Source organism: Candidatus Hecatella orcuttiae (genome assembly GCF_002009985.1).
Classification (GTDB): Archaea; Thermoproteota; Bathyarchaeia; order Hecatellales; family Hecatellaceae; genus Hecatella; species Hecatella orcuttiae.
In genome coordinates, this window is sequence record NZ_MTLX02000005.1 from 931205 (window position 1) to 947374 (window position 16170).

The 16170-nt window shown below is 53.3% G+C and carries 18 protein-coding genes and 1 pseudogene; 9 read left to right on the forward strand and 10 right to left on the reverse strand.

The annotated features are described in order from the left end of the window. The first annotated feature begins 53 nt into the window (after positions 1-53). Entirely contained in the window at positions 54-452 is a 399-nt protein-coding gene (locus BWM17_RS07815) for an NfeD family protein (RefSeq protein ID WP_309493368.1), read from the forward strand. Here BWM17_RS07815 and BWM17_RS07820 read toward each other — a convergent pair. Beyond that, positions 449-1822 (reverse strand): glycosyltransferase, encoded by a 1374-nt coding sequence (locus BWM17_RS07820; RefSeq protein ID WP_309493369.1) that lies wholly within the window; start codon positions 1820-1822, stop codon positions 449-451. The two genes, BWM17_RS07815 and BWM17_RS07820, sit on opposite strands and share 4 nt — an antisense overlap. Positions 1823-1838: 16 nt before the next feature. Next, positions 1839-2801: a hypothetical protein gene (locus tag BWM17_RS07825; protein WP_309493370.1), complete on the reverse strand. Its 963-nt coding sequence runs from the start codon at positions 2799-2801 to the stop codon at positions 1839-1841. A 276-nt stretch (positions 2802-3077) separates the two neighbouring features. Between BWM17_RS07825 and BWM17_RS07830 the strand changes: the two genes are divergently transcribed. Continuing rightward, positions 3078-3545 carry an NUDIX hydrolase gene (locus BWM17_RS07830; protein WP_309493371.1) on the forward strand — a complete coding sequence of 156 codons (468 nt, stop codon included), beginning with the start codon at positions 3078-3080 and terminating at the stop codon, positions 3543-3545. Then, positions 3545-4591 carry a radical SAM protein gene (locus tag BWM17_RS07835; protein WP_309493372.1) on the forward strand — a complete coding sequence of 349 codons (1047 nt, stop codon included), beginning with the start codon at positions 3545-3547 and terminating at the stop codon, positions 4589-4591. The genes BWM17_RS07830 and BWM17_RS07835 overlap by 1 nt, the downstream gene beginning before the upstream one ends. Positions 4592-4620: 29 nt before the next feature. Here the strand turns inward: BWM17_RS07835 and sepS are convergent, their stop codons facing one another. From sepS to BWM17_RS07855, 4 genes are all read right to left on the reverse strand, one after another. Further along, complete coding sequence (gene sepS / locus BWM17_RS07840) at positions 4621-6207, reverse strand: O-phosphoserine--tRNA ligase (RefSeq protein WP_309493758.1); 1587 nt, start codon at positions 6205-6207, stop codon at positions 4621-4623. Next, on the reverse strand, positions 6207-6896 hold the full coding sequence (locus BWM17_RS07845; protein WP_309493373.1) for a hypothetical protein: 690 nt from the start codon (positions 6894-6896) through the stop codon (positions 6207-6209). Before BWM17_RS07845 ends, sepS begins: the two co-directional genes overlap by 1 nt. Further along, positions 6893-7855, reverse strand: coding sequence for a 4-demethylwyosine synthase TYW1 (gene twy1 / locus BWM17_RS07850; RefSeq protein WP_309493374.1), 963 nt, complete (start codon positions 7853-7855; stop codon positions 6893-6895). Before twy1 ends, BWM17_RS07845 begins: the two co-directional genes overlap by 4 nt. 99 nt (positions 7856-7954) lie before the next feature. After that, positions 7955-8422 (reverse strand): CopD family protein, encoded by a 468-nt coding sequence (locus tag BWM17_RS07855; RefSeq protein WP_309493375.1) that lies wholly within the window; start codon positions 8420-8422, stop codon positions 7955-7957. 243 nt (positions 8423-8665) lie between these two features. Here BWM17_RS07855 and BWM17_RS07860 point away from each other — a divergent pair, with 243 nt between their 5' ends. Further along, a complete protein-coding gene (locus tag BWM17_RS07860; RefSeq protein ID WP_309493376.1) occupies positions 8666-8998 on the forward strand; it encodes a helix-turn-helix domain-containing protein in 333 nt (110 codons plus the stop codon). A 146-nt stretch (positions 8999-9144) separates the two neighbouring features. On the opposite strand, the gene BWM17_RS07865 is transcribed toward BWM17_RS07860, so the two are convergent. Then, positions 9145-10152, reverse strand: a complete 1008-nt coding sequence (locus BWM17_RS07865) for a substrate-binding domain-containing protein (RefSeq protein ID WP_309493377.1) — start codon at positions 10150-10152, stop codon at positions 9145-9147. A gap of 31 nt (positions 10153-10183) precedes the next feature. Between BWM17_RS07865 and BWM17_RS07870 the strand changes: the two genes are divergently transcribed. Both BWM17_RS07870 and BWM17_RS07875 read left to right on the forward strand, forming a co-directional pair. Beyond that, entirely contained in the window at positions 10184-10738 is a 555-nt protein-coding gene (locus BWM17_RS07870; RefSeq protein WP_309493378.1) for a TOBE domain-containing protein, read from the forward strand. A gap of 124 nt (positions 10739-10862) precedes the next feature. Next, a pseudogene (locus tag BWM17_RS07875) lies at positions 10863-11462 on the forward strand (ThaI family type II restriction endonuclease). On the opposite strand, the gene BWM17_RS07880 reads toward BWM17_RS07875, so the two are convergent. Beyond that, a complete protein-coding gene (locus BWM17_RS07880; protein ID WP_309493379.1) occupies positions 11435-12331 on the reverse strand; it encodes a site-specific DNA-methyltransferase in 897 nt (298 codons plus the stop codon). The pseudogene BWM17_RS07875 and the gene BWM17_RS07880 overlap by 28 nt on opposite strands. Beyond that, positions 12331-12477 carry a DUF7557 family protein gene (locus BWM17_RS07885; RefSeq protein ID WP_309493380.1) on the reverse strand — a complete coding sequence of 49 codons (147 nt, stop codon included), beginning with the start codon at positions 12475-12477 and terminating at the stop codon, positions 12331-12333. Before BWM17_RS07885 ends, BWM17_RS07880 begins: the two co-directional genes overlap by 1 nt. A 264-nt stretch (positions 12478-12741) precedes the next feature. Between BWM17_RS07885 and fbp the strand changes: the two genes are divergently transcribed. From fbp to BWM17_RS07900, 3 genes are read left to right on the forward strand one after another with little or no spacing between them, the layout of a single operon-like run. Further along, positions 12742-13836, forward strand: a complete 1095-nt coding sequence (gene fbp / locus BWM17_RS07890; protein ID WP_342766514.1) for a fructose-1,6-bisphosphate aldolase/phosphatase — start codon at positions 12742-12744, stop codon at positions 13834-13836. 11 nt (positions 13837-13847) lie between these two features. Then, positions 13848-14537, forward strand: coding sequence for a triose-phosphate isomerase (gene tpiA, locus BWM17_RS07895; RefSeq protein WP_309493381.1), 690 nt, complete (start codon positions 13848-13850; stop codon positions 14535-14537). A gap of 18 nt (positions 14538-14555) precedes the next feature. Further along, complete coding sequence (locus BWM17_RS07900) at positions 14556-15428, forward strand: damage-control phosphatase ARMT1 family protein (RefSeq protein ID WP_309493760.1); 873 nt, start codon at positions 14556-14558, stop codon at positions 15426-15428. Here the strand turns inward: BWM17_RS07900 and BWM17_RS07905 are convergent. Then, positions 15417-16115 carry a phosphoglycolate phosphatase gene (locus BWM17_RS07905; RefSeq protein WP_309493382.1) on the reverse strand — a complete coding sequence of 233 codons (699 nt, stop codon included), beginning with the start codon at positions 16113-16115 and terminating at the stop codon, positions 15417-15419. The genes BWM17_RS07900 and BWM17_RS07905 overlap by 12 nt on opposite strands. Between the last annotated feature and the right edge of the window lie 55 nt (positions 16116-16170).

Sequence of the window (16170 nt, forward strand, 5' to 3'; positions counted from 1 at the left end):
AATTTGACCCTTTAAATTCAGCCGGCGCCCCTTTGACATTTAGAGGGTGGAAAATGTCTTGGAGAGGAAGGAGGCGAGCAGGCTTCGTCGCTGTCATAACCATTCTGGACGAGATAGGCGTGGGGCTGCTTCTGCTGATGGTCCTCCCCCTTCTCGGCTTTAGAATCCCAGTAGGCTACATCGCCGTCATTCTCGCCCTGTTAGCGGTCCTCTCCCTCGGAATTTACAAGACAACTACCCCTGCGTTGGCGAGAAAACCCGCTGTGGGAATCGAGGCCATGGCGGGTTTGAAGGGGAAAACGTTGACCTTCCTCAATCCCGAAGGGTTAGTCAGGGTCGAGGGGGAGGTGTGGAAGGCTAGGGCTGCGGAGGGGTACATCGAGGCGGATAGAGAGATTACAGTTAAGGCCGTCCAAGGATTGAGACTCCTTGTAGAAGAGAGAAAAACTTAACTCCGAGGAGCTAAGCTTAGGTGCTCTTTCCACCCTAGACCATAATGCTCCGTCTTAGCCCAGTACAAAGGCCTCGTCCAATGAAGCCAAAAGGCGTAAATTAAGCCTGCGATGTGCAGAAACATGTAGAGGAAGTAAGTCGGAAGCCATAGGAGGTTTCTGCGATTTTTGTTCTCCAAGACTATGCCGGCTAAGACGGCTCCGTAAAAAACAAAGTTGAAGAGCAGAGGAATCACAGCCCACCGCGGGAAAGTTAAAGCCATAAGCCCTGGCGCCCACAGCTTGAAAACTTCAGTGACGGCCCAAAGGAAAGTTAAGGCATAGCCGATGGGCACGAGAATCATCACAAAAGGGGCTCCTAAAACTAGAATCATACTTAAAGTCTTAAGAAACCCAAGTCTTCTCATGTTTCGAAGGGCGGGAAGCCAGTAGGTTAGAAAAGTTTGAAGATAACCCCTCATCCACCGACCCCTCTGCCTCATCCATTCGCCCACCCTTATGGGAGCTTCCCCCCAAGACCTAACCTCAACCATTTTGATGTCGTAGCCTGAAAAGGTTAAACGGACAGCTACTTCCAAGTCCTCAGTCAGATTCTTAGAATCCCACCACCCTACTCCCCTCAAGAACTCTCTTCTGAGGAAGCAACATGTTCCCCCTAAGGGGATGAAGAATCCGAGTTTTCTTCTTCCCCAGAGGTGTATTCTGAACCAAGAAGCGTATTCAAGGTCCATCATCCTAGCAAGCCAAGCATCCTCCCTGTTGCCCATCCTGAGAATTCCTTGAACTGCCCCCACCTTAGGGTCGTCGAAGAAGGGCATCACCTTCATCAGCACATCCCTGTCTGGGACGTCCTCAGCGTCGAAGATAGCGATGATCTCCCCGTTGGTGAAGTGAACCACGTCGTCTAAGGCAGCGGGCTTGGTTTCAATTCGGGAGGGGGCGGAGCGGAAAAATATCTTAACAGACTCGGGGTTGGCTGCGGCTAGGGGCATAGCCGCCATGGCGGTTTCCTCATCCTCCGTGACCACCACCACTTCTTTTTTCCCTTCAGGATAATCCAAATGGTTCGCCGCTATGTTCACTGCTCGCCCTATAACCCATGGCTCATGTTTAGCAGGTATGAGGATGGAAACCGTGGGGAGGGAAAGCGGGTCGGCAGGTTTAGCCGTGTCCATGCGTGTTAATCCCGCTGCCAAGATGGGCAGGTGGTAGAGTCCCCAGAGAAGAAATACAAGGGAAACAAAATAGGCGAAGGCGGTCAGGATGAGTTTAAGGTGTCCCGCTGCTATGAGGAGAGAAAAGGAAAAGACGGCAGCGGCCGCGTAGATGGAAACCTTCGTTAAAGGTGAATGCTTCTGCGTCTTCAACACGGAACAGATTCTCCCTTCAAAGACCTATTATCTTCCTCAGCTGATCGACGGCGTCCTCCATGTTACCTGCCTCCAAACATTCCACCCGAAATTTGGATGCGAAAACCCGGGCTTCCCTTTCAAGTTTAGGTATGGCAACGAATATACCGTGGAAGCCCTTTGTTTTCACGTCGAAAAATTTGGCTAAAAATTTCAACAGGTCGTCAACGGTTACAGTCAGCCCTCCCTTTTCTTCCACTTCCACAATGAGTTCTCTGCGAGAAGGCCCTGAGTTTTTGGCTACGATATCGAACATGTGGAAGCTTCCTGATTTACCTTCCAGCTCATAGAAGCATTCCACGGAGAAGCCTCCCCGTTTCAGCGCTTCAGCCATGGGCTCGACGTAGAGCAGCGCCTTCCTCACCTCGTTTCTCCTAGCCTCGTTAAACCGGTAGGAGTAAACGTTTTCCCTCCGCGCCTCCGTAGGCCTGAAGGAGCGGTCGCATACCTTGCAAACCCACCGTTCAAAGGGAAGGTGGAAGAATTCTCCACATTCTAAGCATTTGAAAGCCATGCCGGGATTGCCGTAGTCAACACCAATCTGCCTGAGAACCCGATTGCATCGCGGGCATCTGACAGATGAGGCTTCTTTCCAAAATTTTTCCTCAAAATCTATGTAGCTACATGAATAATGGACGAGGACGTTCCCCTCTGTATAGTCGGCTGATTTGCATTTCGGACATAAAAGTTGGGGGCGGATGTCCGCGGAGAAACATTGAGGGCACTTGAAGATGTTGTCGGAAACTTTTCTATGCAGAAAACCCTCCTCCCCCAGTTTTTCAAGAAGTTGAGCAGCTTCCTCGTCTGAGCTTTCCAACTCTCTCAGGGAAGGATAGGTCACTCGGTTCGCTGTGACCTTGGCGTGAATTTCGGAGATCTGCCCTGTCACCAGTTTATATAAAAGCCTCAAGGCCAACGAGTTCTGCAGCAACGCTTCCAACAGGGCTACCTCCAGTCTTCCGAAAAACGCGAAGGGGCGGTTTTACTTTAACATCTTCTTGTCTAGGTTGGATATAAAGTTAGGATGAGCGATCCAGGCTTTCCTCGAAGAATTTCATGGTGCTCTACAATGTTTAACTCTAAACATAGGTAGTGAAAATGATGCTTTTCTGGAGGGGGAATTAGAATTTATTTGGCAAAATCAACGGCTCTTTTCAGGCTTTTCGCTTGAAACGAAAGATAAAAGAAACTTGCGCAAGAATAAGGGGGAGTAAACATGGTTCAGCCGTCAGGGGAGAGACAGTATCCCTCCTATCCGCGTGTAGGTGTAGGTGCTCTAATAAGGTGCGGAGAACAGGTTCTCTTAGTGAGAAGGAAATTTGAGCCGGGAAAGGGGCTGTGGTCTATTCCCGGCGGGCTGGTGGAGCTGGGGGAACGTCTGGAAGAGGCTGTTAGGCGGGAGGTAAAAGAAGAAACAGGTTTAGATGTCGCTATAGAAAACTTGATCAACGTAGGTGAGGTCATTGAAGCTGACGGTGAAGGGAGGATTCTCTTCCACTACGTCCTCATCGACTATTCAGCTCGACCTGTGGGGGGAAGGCTTACCGGAAGCCCGGAGTCCTTGGAGGTGAAATGGGTTAAAGCAAGGGAAATCTCCCGCTACAAGACCACCAAAGCTTTGCAGAGGTTGCTTAAGAAGCTGGGCTACCTCCCTAAAGAAGAAAAGGAGAGGTGGAAAGGATGATGGGAAAGCTTTTCAGCAGCCTATCCTGCCTCCTAACTCCTTACAAGCCTCACCCTTACCATGTCCAGTGGTTTCTCACGGGAAAATGCAACTATCGCTGCCGAACATGCCAGATTTGGAGTCAGCCTCAAACCCGAGAGTTAACCGTCGAAGAAGTCAAGAGAGGCATCGACATCCTGCACGCCATGGGCGTGGTGGACTTGGTTTTCACCGGAGGGAATCCTCTCCTACGCGGGGATATTGCTGAAATTTTGAAATACGCCCATCCAAAGTTTCCTCTGGTCACCATTTACGATAACGGCAGCTTAGCCTCCAAGAAGCTAGACATCCTCCGCCATGCGGACAGGGTGTGCATCAGCCTTCACTCTCTTAACCCTGCGCTTCAAAACGCCATAGCCGGCGTGCCCAACGCCTTCCGGGAAGCCATGCAGTCCATTCTCCTTCTGAAAAAGAAAGGCTTGGGAGTTGTGGTGGCGGTTACTGTGGCAGGGAACAACATTCACGAGGTCCCTGCCTTGATTGAGTATTTCGGTGAGAGGGAGATCCCCGTCATTTTAGCCCTCTACAGCGACCTATCCTCCGAGGACAGTCTTGTGAAGATCGGAACGCCTGACCCTTGCTCTCAATTTCATGACGGCGAAAGTTTGCGGAAGTTTTTCCAGAGCCTCCGGGAGCTTAAGAGAAGATATCCGGTTCATCTGGACTTCAAGACTTTAGAGGCCTTGGAGGCCTTTTTCTCGGAGGGTAGGAGAAACTGGCAGTGTCAAGCTCTGAGCTCCTTCTTCATGGTAAACGAGTTAGGCTGGGTTTCAGGCTGCCATGTCATGCCACCTGTCTGCCGTCTGGGGGAGCTGCCTTCCCTTTGGGGTTCTGAAAAATTCGCGGAGCTGAGGGAAAACTGCAAGCTGTGCGAAAAATGCCTCTACTTGTGCTACGTAGCCTATTCCCACATCCGGAGGGCTCGAAACTTGGCTGAATACCTCTGGGACTACAAGCGCTACATGTGGGAAAGATTCCTCCTCACGCTGTCTTCTGAGAAAGGGTGAAAATTCTCTCTTTTGCGGGAGCCGAGGGTTCAGGAGATTACAGCTTCAATCCCGATGAAAGTCGGCCCTTTCACGTGGATTCTTTTGTTTCTGCCGGTTATGTAGCGTTGGGCGGAGGGTTGAAGTTTCACGTTTACATCACTGGGCTGCTTGGCCAGCCGAACACGGACCGTCAGTTTACCCAGCTGGGCTTTCTCCAGCATTCTTTCGATTTTGGCAGCTGCTCCAGCGGCCACAGCCTCCAGGTAACGTATGCCCGTGGAGACACCGTGTTCTCGGGCTTCCCCCACCAATGGGTCTTCTCCCAGTCCCTGCCGGGGGATGCCTAGGATGTTTCCTTGGTAGACGTAGATGGTGTTGAGGGCAGCAGGCCCCAGAAGCATGGCTTTGGGGTCAGGTTCGAAGACAGTGACCTCCAGTTTTCTCCCGGAAACCTCCCCTTTGAAGGCTGTGAACCTGCAGGGGCTTTTCTCGCAGGCGTGGGTTAGGGCTGTTTGAACGATGGCGTCCATGATTTTCTTCCCCTCCTCAGTCCGGGGCTTCTCGTCCACCTCCACCATGCGGGCTAGTTCTTCGTCGCTGTATTCTTTTTTCTCGTAGAACTGGGGGTAACTGAGCCTTCGAATGTCCTTTTCACCGTGGAGGAGCATGGCCAGCCTTTCCACGCCTAGGCCTACGTTGAAGACGGGGTGAGCGATGTTGTAGTTGGCCAGAGCCACCGGTGAGTAGAGGCCTTGGTCTCCCACCTCAATCCAGTCTTCGCCGCTTCTCACGAAGACTTCCATCTCCGTCTGGGGGGCATAGTATTTGCCAGTGGCCTTCTTCACCGCAAACCTGACCTCTTCAAACCCCAACTCGGCGAGAACATGCCTCGTTAACGCGGAGCCGTCTTCCAAAGTCAAGTCCGCGGCCAACACTGCGGCGGAGGCGACGAGGGATTCGTAGAGGTGAAGGGGGTCAAGCTTCTGCTCCCTCCTGTATTTGAGGCCGATAGAAAAGACCTTGAGGGGGAGAGTCCGCTTATGTTGAAGCTCAGCTAGGGTGGGAAACCAGAGGGCGGTCATGTGGGACCTCAATATCTGCTTGGTGGGCTTGGGTTGAAGTTTCAAGAGCTCAGGGAAGAGGCCGAGGAGGGCTGTAGCCTGTTCGGGGGCTAAGCCCAGTTTCTCCACCAGCTCCTCCGCCAGGCTTCCTCCTTCAACCTTACCTTCTTTGTAGGCTCTGAAAACCTTGCAGAGTTCTTCCACCTGTCTGTCAGTGAAGCTGGGGATAAGTCTTCTAATGTTTGAAAGGGTTTTGGCGTTAAGCCCTAGCTCAGGCCGGGGAAGCTCAGCCAAGTAGAAGCAGCGGTCTAGGATGACTGGCGCCTCAGGGCCGTATTGCTTGTAGACTTCCGCCTCCCCCACGATGGTGGGGTTTAACACTTCCTCGAAGCCTAGGTTGAGGAAGACGGTTCTAAGCCGCTCCACCAAGTCGAGGACCGGGTGGCTTTTTCCCTTTTCCCTCACCCACTCCACGCTTCGACCCTTAAGCTTCAGCCACCGCCCTGTCTCAAGCCAGGCCTTTTCAAAGTCTTTTTTGGCCATCCTTTGAATGTTTTTCACGTCGAACTCCATCACGCAGGCTTCTCCTTGAAGGTTTCGGAGCTGAGTCTTCTTTCGCTTCTCCTCAAGGCCTCCTCCAACCTTTGCTGGCGACGCTCCAAGACCACTTCGCTGGCGGTCAGCTCCAGAAGGTGGCGGATTACGTCGCATTTCCGCCTCAGCCCGGGTAAGACGTGGAAGGCTTGCTCGTTGAGGGCTGTAAGCTCGTTGTAGATGGCCTCCATCACCCGGAAACGTCTCTCAGCCCCCTCCACATCGTGGTTTAGGAGGGCTGTCAAAACTCCCCGCCTCAGCTCTCCGGGGACGTCCGCCAATCCTAGGATGTAGGAGCCGAGGTCCACCTTCACCTCCTCCAAGGTGGGGCATGTTCCCCGCTCCTCCAAGGCCAAGAGGATGAAGGCCTCAGCGAACTCTTGACACGCAGCTGAGAGCGCTCCGCTGTGGCGGAGCTCCGGAGCCTCTTCCAGCTTCCTCATCAGCCGGCGGATCATTTTACCCGCCTTTTTCAATCCAGCTTTGGCCTTGGGGATGCGACCTTGAAAGATGAGCGTGGTGGCCTCCTTGGAGACGCGGGTTATCCTCCTAGACTCAGCCAGCATCTTCTCCCTCAGCTCGTTTTTAGCCTTCAGCTCTCTTCTCAAAAGGCCTACAGCCTTTCTCAGGGACTTTTCCGCGGAGGTTCCTTTTTCCAGTTTTTTCACCGCAACTTCCTCTCTCCGTCATGCCGGCTGAGGAGGGCCACCCGGCTTTCCGGGGCCTCATCCACCACCCTGTAGCCCGTCAGGGCGCTTAAGCTTTCCGCGAAGCGCCGGACATCCCCGTGGCTGGGCATGCTTTCGTAAGGAAGTCTCCTCCGAGAGAAACCCACGTACATGTAGGCTTTGGCCTCCACGTAGGTGGGCTCTGTCTTGGCGATGATGCGAGCGTAGCCTTCAGGGTCCTCCATGTTTCTTCCCCGAACCAGCGTCAGCCTGAGAACCCGGGGGCAGCGGAAGCTCCTCGCCCACTCCAAGGCCTCCATAACCCTCTGCCATGCTTGGGGAACCCGAGGCCGGCAAAGCCTGATGAACGTCCTTTCCTCCGGAGCGTAAAGGGATAGATAGAGCTGGCTGGGCTCGGTGGGGAGGCGGCTTAGGGCTTGAGGCGCGGTGCCGCTGGTCACCAAGAAGGTGGTCATCCCCCGGCGGTGAAAGCATTCGATGAGCTCCCCCAGCCGGGGGTAGAGGGTGGGCTCTCCGGTGAGGCTGATGGCGGCGTGGGCTGGGTTGAGGGCTTCCCGGTATTTTTCAGGGCTGATTTCCCGGTGAGCCTTATAGCCGCTGAGGATGCGCCTCTGCGCTTTGAGGCTTTCCTCCACGATGAACTCCGGGCTGTCGACAGCGGGCAGGGCTGCCTCGTTCTCCCTCATCCTCAACCCCAAGTCTTCGGGGTGAATTCTCCAGCAGAAAAGACATTGGAGGAGGCAGTGGTAGGCCACAGGGGTCATTTGAAGGCATCGGTGAGACTGGATGCCATAGAACTTCTGCTTGTAGCAAACTCTGCCGTGGACGAGGCTTTGGTGAAGCCAGCTGCACTTTTTCACAGCCGAATGAGCGCCCACCAGCTGGTAGCGCTCCCGCCTCATCCTCGCCGCCAGAGCTTCCAGCACCGTTTTTTCCATGATCCCTTTTCCGTCTCGTTTGCGGTTTTGTGTTAATTTAAAAAAGAGAGGGGTCCTTTAAAAAGAGTTTAGCCTCGAGGGGGCCAAATCGGCTTTGTGTTAGATTTCTTGCATGGCCGCTGTGAACAGTAACACGACGATGCCTAAAGACAGATTGAGCTTTACCAACAACACTATTCGACTTAGCAGCTCCCTCATTTCCGACGGTAGCTTCGTTGATCCGGTTTGAGAGACAAGTTTCCTCAGTTTTGGGAAAAGGATGAAGCTGATCATGGCGACGATGAAAACCATTGCTGTTACAATTGCATGTTTAACCGATAACAGGATTCCATAGTTCAAATTCGTAGGAGTTGCGGTGAGAATGCCGGTGACTATGAGAGTGAATATGCTTATCCAGGCGAGGTAAAGAAAGCGGCTTAAAACCTGATCCACAAGCTTAACGCGCTGCTGCGGGTCTACTATCGCTAACGAGGGGCGTAATATTACGATGTTGAAGAACATACCTCCGATCCACACGGTAGTCGCCAGTAGATGAAGCCAGTCCATGACCACATTAATGATGTTCATTTATTCCATCTCAAATCCATGGAAAAGATTCTACTACTTCGCCTTCGCTCTTTTCGTACTTTTCCCGTTTCTGCTTAAACATTCTATACACATTTTTTATCGCCTCTTTGATATACTTTAGAAAATTAATATAAAATATGAAGTATTTAAATCACCAAGTTTAAAGCATAATAGCAGATATGGTAGAGGAGAGTCAGTATACTGAAGAAAAGTAAAGATGTCTGCGCAACACGAAACGGGGAAGTGTGCCTTTGCCACCTTGGGGACGTCATAGAGATTATTAGCAGAAGATGGGCACCGCAAATCATTGCTGTGATAGGTAACAACCCGAAGTTAAGGTTCAACAGGCTCATGGGAAAACTGGGCAAGATAAGCCCGAAGACCTTGAGTGATAGATTAAAGGAACTGGAAACGGCTGGCCTGATTAGGAGAGAGTTCTTTGCAGAGATACCCCCAAGAGTGGAGTACACCCTTACCAAAGACGGGATGGAACTGAGGAATGCGCTGGCACCACTGATGGAGTGGGCGTCCTCGAAAAATCTACGAAAGAGACAGCCAGAGTTTTCCTCGAAATAGCAAGCTTATTACCAGTGCACTTACATGCTACTACCGAACGAGGGCTTGGAACCACGATTGAACTCGCCAAACTTTTCTGTGCAATAAAGCAGAAGAACGGGGCGATATCAAACTACTTCAGTTTTGCAGCTACATCAGGCGACAGGTCAGTCGTAGAGTCCGCTGTTGGGGGTGCGATACTCGGGGGGGCACTCGGTTCCGTTGAGGAAGGCGAATTCTTCAATCCAACCGTAGAGGACTGGGTCGCTTCCTGTTTCAATCAGCTCCACAGCCGGGTGGAAGAGAGGCCTCCCATAGGCGTCCACACCGTAGTCTCCGATGATCCCCTGGCCTTCCGGGGAGGTTAGGAATTTTATGAAGGCGATGGCGCCCTCTAGGTTGGTGTGGGGGTTGGCTTCAGGGTTGACGGCTATGGCACTGTAGACGTTCAGCAACTCCCGGCCCTGGGTTACCAGCATCTTCAGGCTCACATGCCCCTCCGCGGAGTATTTCAGGTAGGTGCCCATGTCCGCCAGCGTGTAGCTGTTTTTCTCCTCCGCCAGCAGGAGGGTTTTACCCATGCCGGCTCCGGACTCCAGATACCAGTCTTCTCCGCGAAGCTCCTCCACCCTGAAGCCCGCTGCCTCCCACAGGGCTATCTCCTTGAGGTGGGTTCCAGACCTGTCGCCTCGGGACACCCAGGTGGCCGCCCCCCGCTTCCCTGCTTCCGCAATCTTCTCCATGGCTTGGGCGGGCGGCAGGCCTTCTATCCCCGCAGGGTCCTCGGCGGGGCCGACGATGGTGAAGAAGTTGTAGGCGATTATCTTCCTGTCGACGCCGTATCCCTCTTGGAGGAAGGCGAACTCGACGGAGGGGGCGTGGACGAGGATCATGTCCGCGTCGCCTCGTTGGGCTTGCTGGATGGCTAAACCAGTGCCAGCGGAGATGAAGTAAAGGTCTACGGCGTACTCCGCCTCAAACCGGTCTTCAAGGACGTCCAGAAGGCCGGTGTCGTAGAGGCTTGTGGTGGTGGAGACGACCAAGGTTTCTCTGGAAGGGGACGGGCCTAGGATTCCCGCCCAGTGGAGGGTTAGGCCGAGGGCTGCTACAAGCAAGATGGCGATTAGGATGGGTTTTCTCGTACGGCTTTCACCGTTATTTCCAGTTAAACACAACGAATTTTTATATAAGCTTTACCAAACTAAGATGGCGGAGGCTATGTTCTCGGTCTTCAGAGTCTGGCTGGAGCGCGACGGCAAACACATCATAGGAAAGGGAGGTGTGGAAATCCTCGAGGCTATCGACAAAACCGGCTCCCTCACGAAGGCGGCTGAGAAGGCGAAGATGTCCTACAAGTACCTCTGGGACTACCTCACCGCCATGGAGAAAAACCTAGGACAGCCGGTGGTGGCGACGAGGAAGGGGGGAAGCTTCGGAGGCGGAGGAGCGGAGCTCACCGAGGCGGGTAGGGCGCTTCTCCGAGAGTACAGACGCATCGACGAATATTTGAGGCGGGCTCTGGAAGACCCTGAACGCTGGGAGGCGATAGGTTTGAAGATAAGCGCTAGAAACCGGTTGAAGGGCCGGGTGAAGAAAGTCACCAAGGGCGCTGTGACTGCCAGCGTGAAGATAGAAGTCGAAGGCCCCGTGACCCTTACGGCGGTGATCACGAAGGAGGCGGCGGAGGAGCTTAAACTGAAGCCGGGAGACAGGGTCTACGGGGTGGTGAAGGCAACCGAAGTCATGATCGCCAAAGAATAAAACCTCAGAGACCATAACAGATAGTGCCCACACGGCGAAAGGAATCGAAATATTATATCTTCTTTCAATCTTTTTGTGTGGTGAACGAACTTTGGGTCGTTTAGTTGAAATATTTGAAGATGAAATGCTCATAAAGAAGATCCAAAAGCGGCTGCCCTATTTATTTCAGCTCGCTGAACTCGAAGCTTCTAGAGCTGGAAAAGTTGGAATGGAGGTAGGGTCGCTTCGTGAGAAAATTTTAATCGCTTTGTTGATTCACAAATTTGGAGAAAAAGCCATTAAAACTGAAATTCCTATCACGGAACCAGAAGTTGATCTAGAATTATTTGGAGAACCTATCTCTATTAAAACCATTACAGGAATGAGTGGTGTTAAAATTATATGGACCGTTGACAGCCAAAAAGCACGAGAATTTCTTGACACCTACACCCCAAAATGTGACACCTTACTTGTTCAGATTAAGTGAGGTGGAGAGGGAAATCTTTCATATATCCCTCGAAAAGTTCAATGCAGAGTTTTTGAGAGGCTGGGGAGAGAGAAATACCTTAAGCTTCCTAAACTCGGAACAAATCCCAGGGGAGTGGAAATTAGCAGAGAAGCTCTGGGAAGGTTAATGGTTGAAGAGAATACAAAATCAATTCGGATATTTTGGCAACGTTCTAGAATAGAATATGATCCTTATCGGAGATGGGTTAACTATTGGAAGGAGAATAGCTTTGTCTGAGCTAAATATTTGTTTACCCTTTTTCTGGCTTTCATCACATAATCGATATTAATGTCTATTCCTATGAATTGTCTGTCAGTTTTTAATGCCGCTAAACATGTGGTTCCTACGCCACAAAATGGATCTAGCACTACTTCATCTTTGAAGGTGAATAATTGGATGCACCGGTATGGTAATTCGAGGGGGAAAGGCGCAGGGTGCCCCACCTTCTCAGCGGACTCTGGAGGGAATTCCCAGATGCTTTTTGTGAATTCCAAGAATTCTTCTCTTGTAATTGTAGACTTTTTGCCTTTGCTGTTTCTTGTGAATTTATCCTTAGAAAATACGAGTATGTATTCATGAGTGTCTCTTAAAGTTGGATTAGAAGCGGACATCCAACTACCCCATGCTGTTGAAACACCAGCACCCGCACCTTTGTTCCAGATTATTTCTCCCCTCATTAAGAATCCTGACCCTAACATGGTATCGATTACGAATTTGTGGTAAGGAATGTACGGCTTTCTTCCTACATTGGCTATATTCACACAAGCTCTTCCTCCCGTCACAAGCACTCTATATGTCTCGGTGAATACGTCTCTCAGTAATTCGAGGTATTCATTCAGATTAAGGTTTTCATCGTATTCTTTGCCAACGTTATATGGGGGTGATGTCACCATAAGGTGCACGCTAGAATCTGGAATGTTGCTCATATTTCTAGCATCTTGATGCAAAATTTTATTGAGAATTTCGGATGGAATGGGATTTTCGATCTCAGGTTTTCCTTCGTCTACTTTGAAATTTTGATAGAGTTTACTACCATAGAACAAAGTTGAGTCATGACTTTCTCTTTTAGAGACGCCGAATTTACTAGTTTTGGTTCCTTTGCTCATTAAATATCTCCTTTTCCGCCTACTTTCGCAAGTTGAAGCAACCTTTCAAGTATATCATCATAAGTTTCTCCTTTCTTGCCGAGCTCTTTTAACCTCTCTCTTATGGTCTTAGATATCTGGATTGTGGTCACTTCAGATTTTCCCATGGCGCATCATTAATAGTATAATAATTATATGATTTTAAATCTTCCCATAACCGTTATAACAGTTATTGCTAAAAAATCGTTCGTGCAATCTGCTAATTATAAGCTTATAAGCTTTGGCTGATAATGGATCGCATTGACATCTATTAGAAAATTTTAGGACTTGAGGGTATTTATTAGAAAGCAGGCAGTTATCAAGAGAGGGATCTCGATGCTTTAGGTTTATAAGGTTCAAGGTTGCTAGTGAAAGGTTTGAGGGAGAAAACGATGGTTGAAAAAGTCACAGTCAGCCTGATAAAGGCGGACATCGGAGGCCATCCCGGCCACCACAGGGTTCACCCCAAACAGGTGGAGATGGCTCGAGAGCTCCTCGCCAAAGCTCAAAAGGACGGGCTCATCGTCGACTACAGAGTTTTCCACTGCGGAGACGACCTCCAGCTTCTCATGACCCACCGCCGGGGGGAAGACAACCCCGACATCCATGGCCTCGCCTGGAGCATCTTCACCGAAATAACCGAGAAGGTTTCCAAACCCCTGAAGCTCTACGGAGCAGGCCAAGACCTCCTAGGGGAGGCTTTCTCCGGCAACGTCCGAGGCATGGGCCCTGGGGTTGCGGAGATGGAGTTCGAGGAAAGACCCTCCGACCCCGTGCTGGTCTTCGCCGCGGACAAAACCGAGCCTGGGGCTTGGAACTATCCCCTGTTCAAGATCTTCGCCGACCCCTTCAACACCGCCGGCCTCATCATCGACCCCAGCCTCCACGACGGCTTCAAGTTTCAAGTCATGGCCCTCCACGAGGGCAGGGAAGTGACGGTGAAATGCCCTGAGGAACTCTACGACCTCCTCGCCCTCCTAGGGACACCCAGCCACTACTGCATCAGCAAGGTCTTCCGAGCCGACGGACTGCCCGCAGCCGCAGCCAGCACCAGCCGGCTTTCCCTCATCGCCGGCAGGTATGTGGGCAAAGATGACCCTGTCTGCATCGTCCGAGCTCAGCACGGCCTCCCGGCAGTGGGAGAAGTCCTGGAGCCCTTTGCCTTCCCCCACATCGTCGCAGGGTGGATGCGGGGCAGCCACCACGGCCCCCTCATGCCCGTGTCCCTCCGCTACGCCCAGTGCACCCGGTTCGACGGCCCCCCTAGGGTGGTGGGGTTGGGCTTCCAAGTTCACAACGCCCTGCTGGAGGGACCTGTGGACCTCTTCGACGACCCTGCCTTCGACTTGGCCAGGGAGGAAGCCAGCCGGGTGGCCGACTACCTGCGACGGCACGGTCCCTTTATGCCCCACCGGCTGGGCCCGGAGGAAATGGAGTACACCACCCTTCCCAAAGTCTTGGAGAAGCTGAAGGACAGGTTTAAGTAGGTTTGACCGCGGTGAAGCTGAAGCTCCCCGCCATCCTCGTCAACTTCAAATGCTACCGGGAAGCCACAGGAAAGCAGGCTGTCCGCTTGGCGGAGATAGCCGGGGAAGTCTCCGAGGAAACAGGGGTCACCTTGGCGGTGGCCCCCCAGTTCACAGACCTTCCCGCCGTAATTCAAGCCGGCCGCGTGCCCGTCTTCTCCCAGCACATCGACCCCGTCAAGCCCGGCAGCTTCACAGGCCACATCCTCGCCGAGGCGGTTAAGGAAGCGGGGGCCTCGGGGTCGCTGGTGAACCACTCCGAGCGGAGGCTACCGCTGGAGGATGTTAAAGCCTGCGTGGAGAGGGCTAGGGAAGTAGGCTTGGCCACGGTGGTCTGCGCGGACACCCCCCAAGCCTGCGGGGAAATCGCCGCGTTCAACCCGGATGTCATCGCCATCGAACCCCCTGAACTCATCGGAACCGGAATCCCCGTCTCCAAGGCCAAGCCTGAAGTGGTGACAGGCGCCCTGAAGGCGGTGGAGGCTGTGAACCCGGCTGTTCCGGTCCTCTGCGGCGCGGGAATCACTGTGGGGGCCGACGTGGAGGCGGCGTTGAAGCTGGGAACCAGAGGCGTCCTCCTCGCCAGCGGAGTGGTGAAGGCCCCTGACCCCCGCCGGGTTTTGGTGGAAATGGCGGAGGCGGTGGTTAGGGCTGAGAAGTGAGGGCTTCGACGTTTGAAGGTGGAAGCGGAATGTCTCCTCTGCCTCTTGGAGAGAGCCTGCCGGCAGACAGGCTACGTGGGCGGAGATAGACAGGCTTTTTTCCAAGTGATGACTGAACTCTTAGACATGCTGCACAAGGAGTTCACCCCCGAAGCTGTCCCCGCCTACCTGGGAACGTTGAGGGACAGAATCGTCCGAAAGGCTACAGGCCGAGACCCCTATGAGGAGCTTAAGAGGCAGGCCAACGAGGCAGCGTGGAAAGTCCTACCCGCCGCGGAGAGGTTCGTCCTCCAGGCGGACTCCGACTACGAGCGGTTTCGAAGGCTGTGCATGGTGGCGGTGGCCGGGAACTCCGTGGAGTTCGACGTCATGGGCTACAGCTTCACCCTCGACCGCTTGGGGGGAGAGCTGGAGAACCTCACCCTCCGCCTCGACCATCTTCCCCAAGCCTACGCCCAGCTTGAAGCTTCCCGGGAGGTGCTGTTCCTAACCGACAACGCGGGGGAGATAGTCTTGGACACCTTGCTCATGAGATACCTGAAGCAGAGAGGTCTAACCTTAACCGTGGCCGTGAAGGGAAGTCCCGTCCTCAACGACGCCACCCTCGTCGACGCGCAGGAGGCTGGAGTGGACAGGATAGCCGACGAGCTGATCACCACCGGCCTCGACAGCGTGGGGCTCATCTTAGACGCGGCGCCCAAACCTGTCAGGGAGAAGTTCACCCACTCAGACTTGGTCATAGCCAAAGGGATGGGAAACTACGAAACCCTCACCGAGGTGAAGGGCGCAGGCGTGAAAGTGCTCTTCCTTCTCAAGGCCAAATGCGCCCCCGTAGCCCGAAGCCTAGGCGTGGAGAGGGGCTCCAACGCCGCGCTGTTTCTAGAGCTTTAGCTTAAAGGCCTCCCGCAGCCACTCCACCGCCTCGCAGAAGCCTTCCCCGTAGCTTTTGGAGGTAACATGGTCGGCTATCTTTTTGAGCTCCTCAGGAGCCTGAGCTAGGGCTATGCCGTAGCCTGCGGCCTGAAAGAGCTCCACGTCGTTAAGGCCGTCTCCCACGGCGACGATCCTCCCGGAGTCTAGGTGGAAGAGTTCAGCCAGCTTCTTCAAGCCTGAGCCTTTATCCACCCCCGCGGGTAGGAGGTGGTAGGCGAAGCCGCTGTCGTAGACGCGCACTCCGACTCCGTGGTCTCTGAGAATCCTGTTTCCTTCCTCCAAGGGGAAGCTTCTCTCCAAGGCTATGTCCACCATCCGGGGTTGGATGCCTCTTTCCTGAACCTTCTCCCCCAGCTTTTCCCTGAGAACCCGGTAGCCTTCCAAGGCCAGTTTCGGGTCCCCGAAAACCCTGAGAACCCTCCAGCCCCGGCCTAGCACCGCGCCGTTTTCCCCCATGACGATCTCGCAGGTGCCGATGAGGCGGGCCAGCATGGCGGCGGTATAGATGCTTCGGGCGGTGCTCAGGATGACGGGCCAGCCGGCTGCCTCAACCTTTCTCACCTTTTCCACAGCCGCCAACTCCAGCCTTCCATCGGCGTCCGTCAGCGTCCCGTCCACGTCCACCGCCAAGGCTTCAACCTTCAACCCTCGCCCTCCCTCCGGGTAGCCTTAACGTTAATTTTTCACTCTCCCCCATAAT

Bases quoted from the DNA above. Each gene is read 5' to 3' on its own strand.
- BWM17_RS07815 (WP_309493368.1), top strand. From the start codon at position 54: ATGTCTTGGAGAGGAAGGAGGCGAGCAGGCTTCGTCGCTGTCATAACC.
- BWM17_RS07830 (WP_309493371.1), top strand. From the start codon at position 3,078: ATGGTTCAGCCGTCAGGGGAGAGACAGTATCCCTCCTATCCGCGTGTA.
- BWM17_RS07835 (WP_309493372.1), top strand. From the start codon at position 3,545: ATGGGAAAGCTTTTCAGCAGCCTATCCTGCCTCCTAACTCCTTACAAG.
- sepS (WP_309493758.1), bottom strand. From the start codon at position 6,207: ATGGAGTTCGACGTGAAAAACATTCAAAGGATGGCCAAAAAAGACTTT.
- twy1 (WP_309493374.1), bottom strand. From the start codon at position 7,855: ATGGAAAAAACGGTGCTGGAAGCTCTGGCGGCGAGGATGAGGCGGGAG.
- BWM17_RS07855 (WP_309493375.1), bottom strand. From the start codon at position 8,422: ATGAACATCATTAATGTGGTCATGGACTGGCTTCATCTACTGGCGACT.
- BWM17_RS07870 (WP_309493378.1), top strand. From the start codon at position 10,184: ATGGCGGAGGCTATGTTCTCGGTCTTCAGAGTCTGGCTGGAGCGCGAC.
- BWM17_RS07880 (WP_309493379.1), bottom strand. From the start codon at position 12,331: ATGAGCAAAGGAACCAAAACTAGTAAATTCGGCGTCTCTAAAAGAGAA.
- BWM17_RS07885 (WP_309493380.1), bottom strand. From the start codon at position 12,477: ATGGGAAAATCTGAAGTGACCACAATCCAGATATCTAAGACCATAAGA.
- fbp (WP_342766514.1), top strand. From the start codon at position 12,742: ATGGTTGAAAAAGTCACAGTCAGCCTGATAAAGGCGGACATCGGAGGC.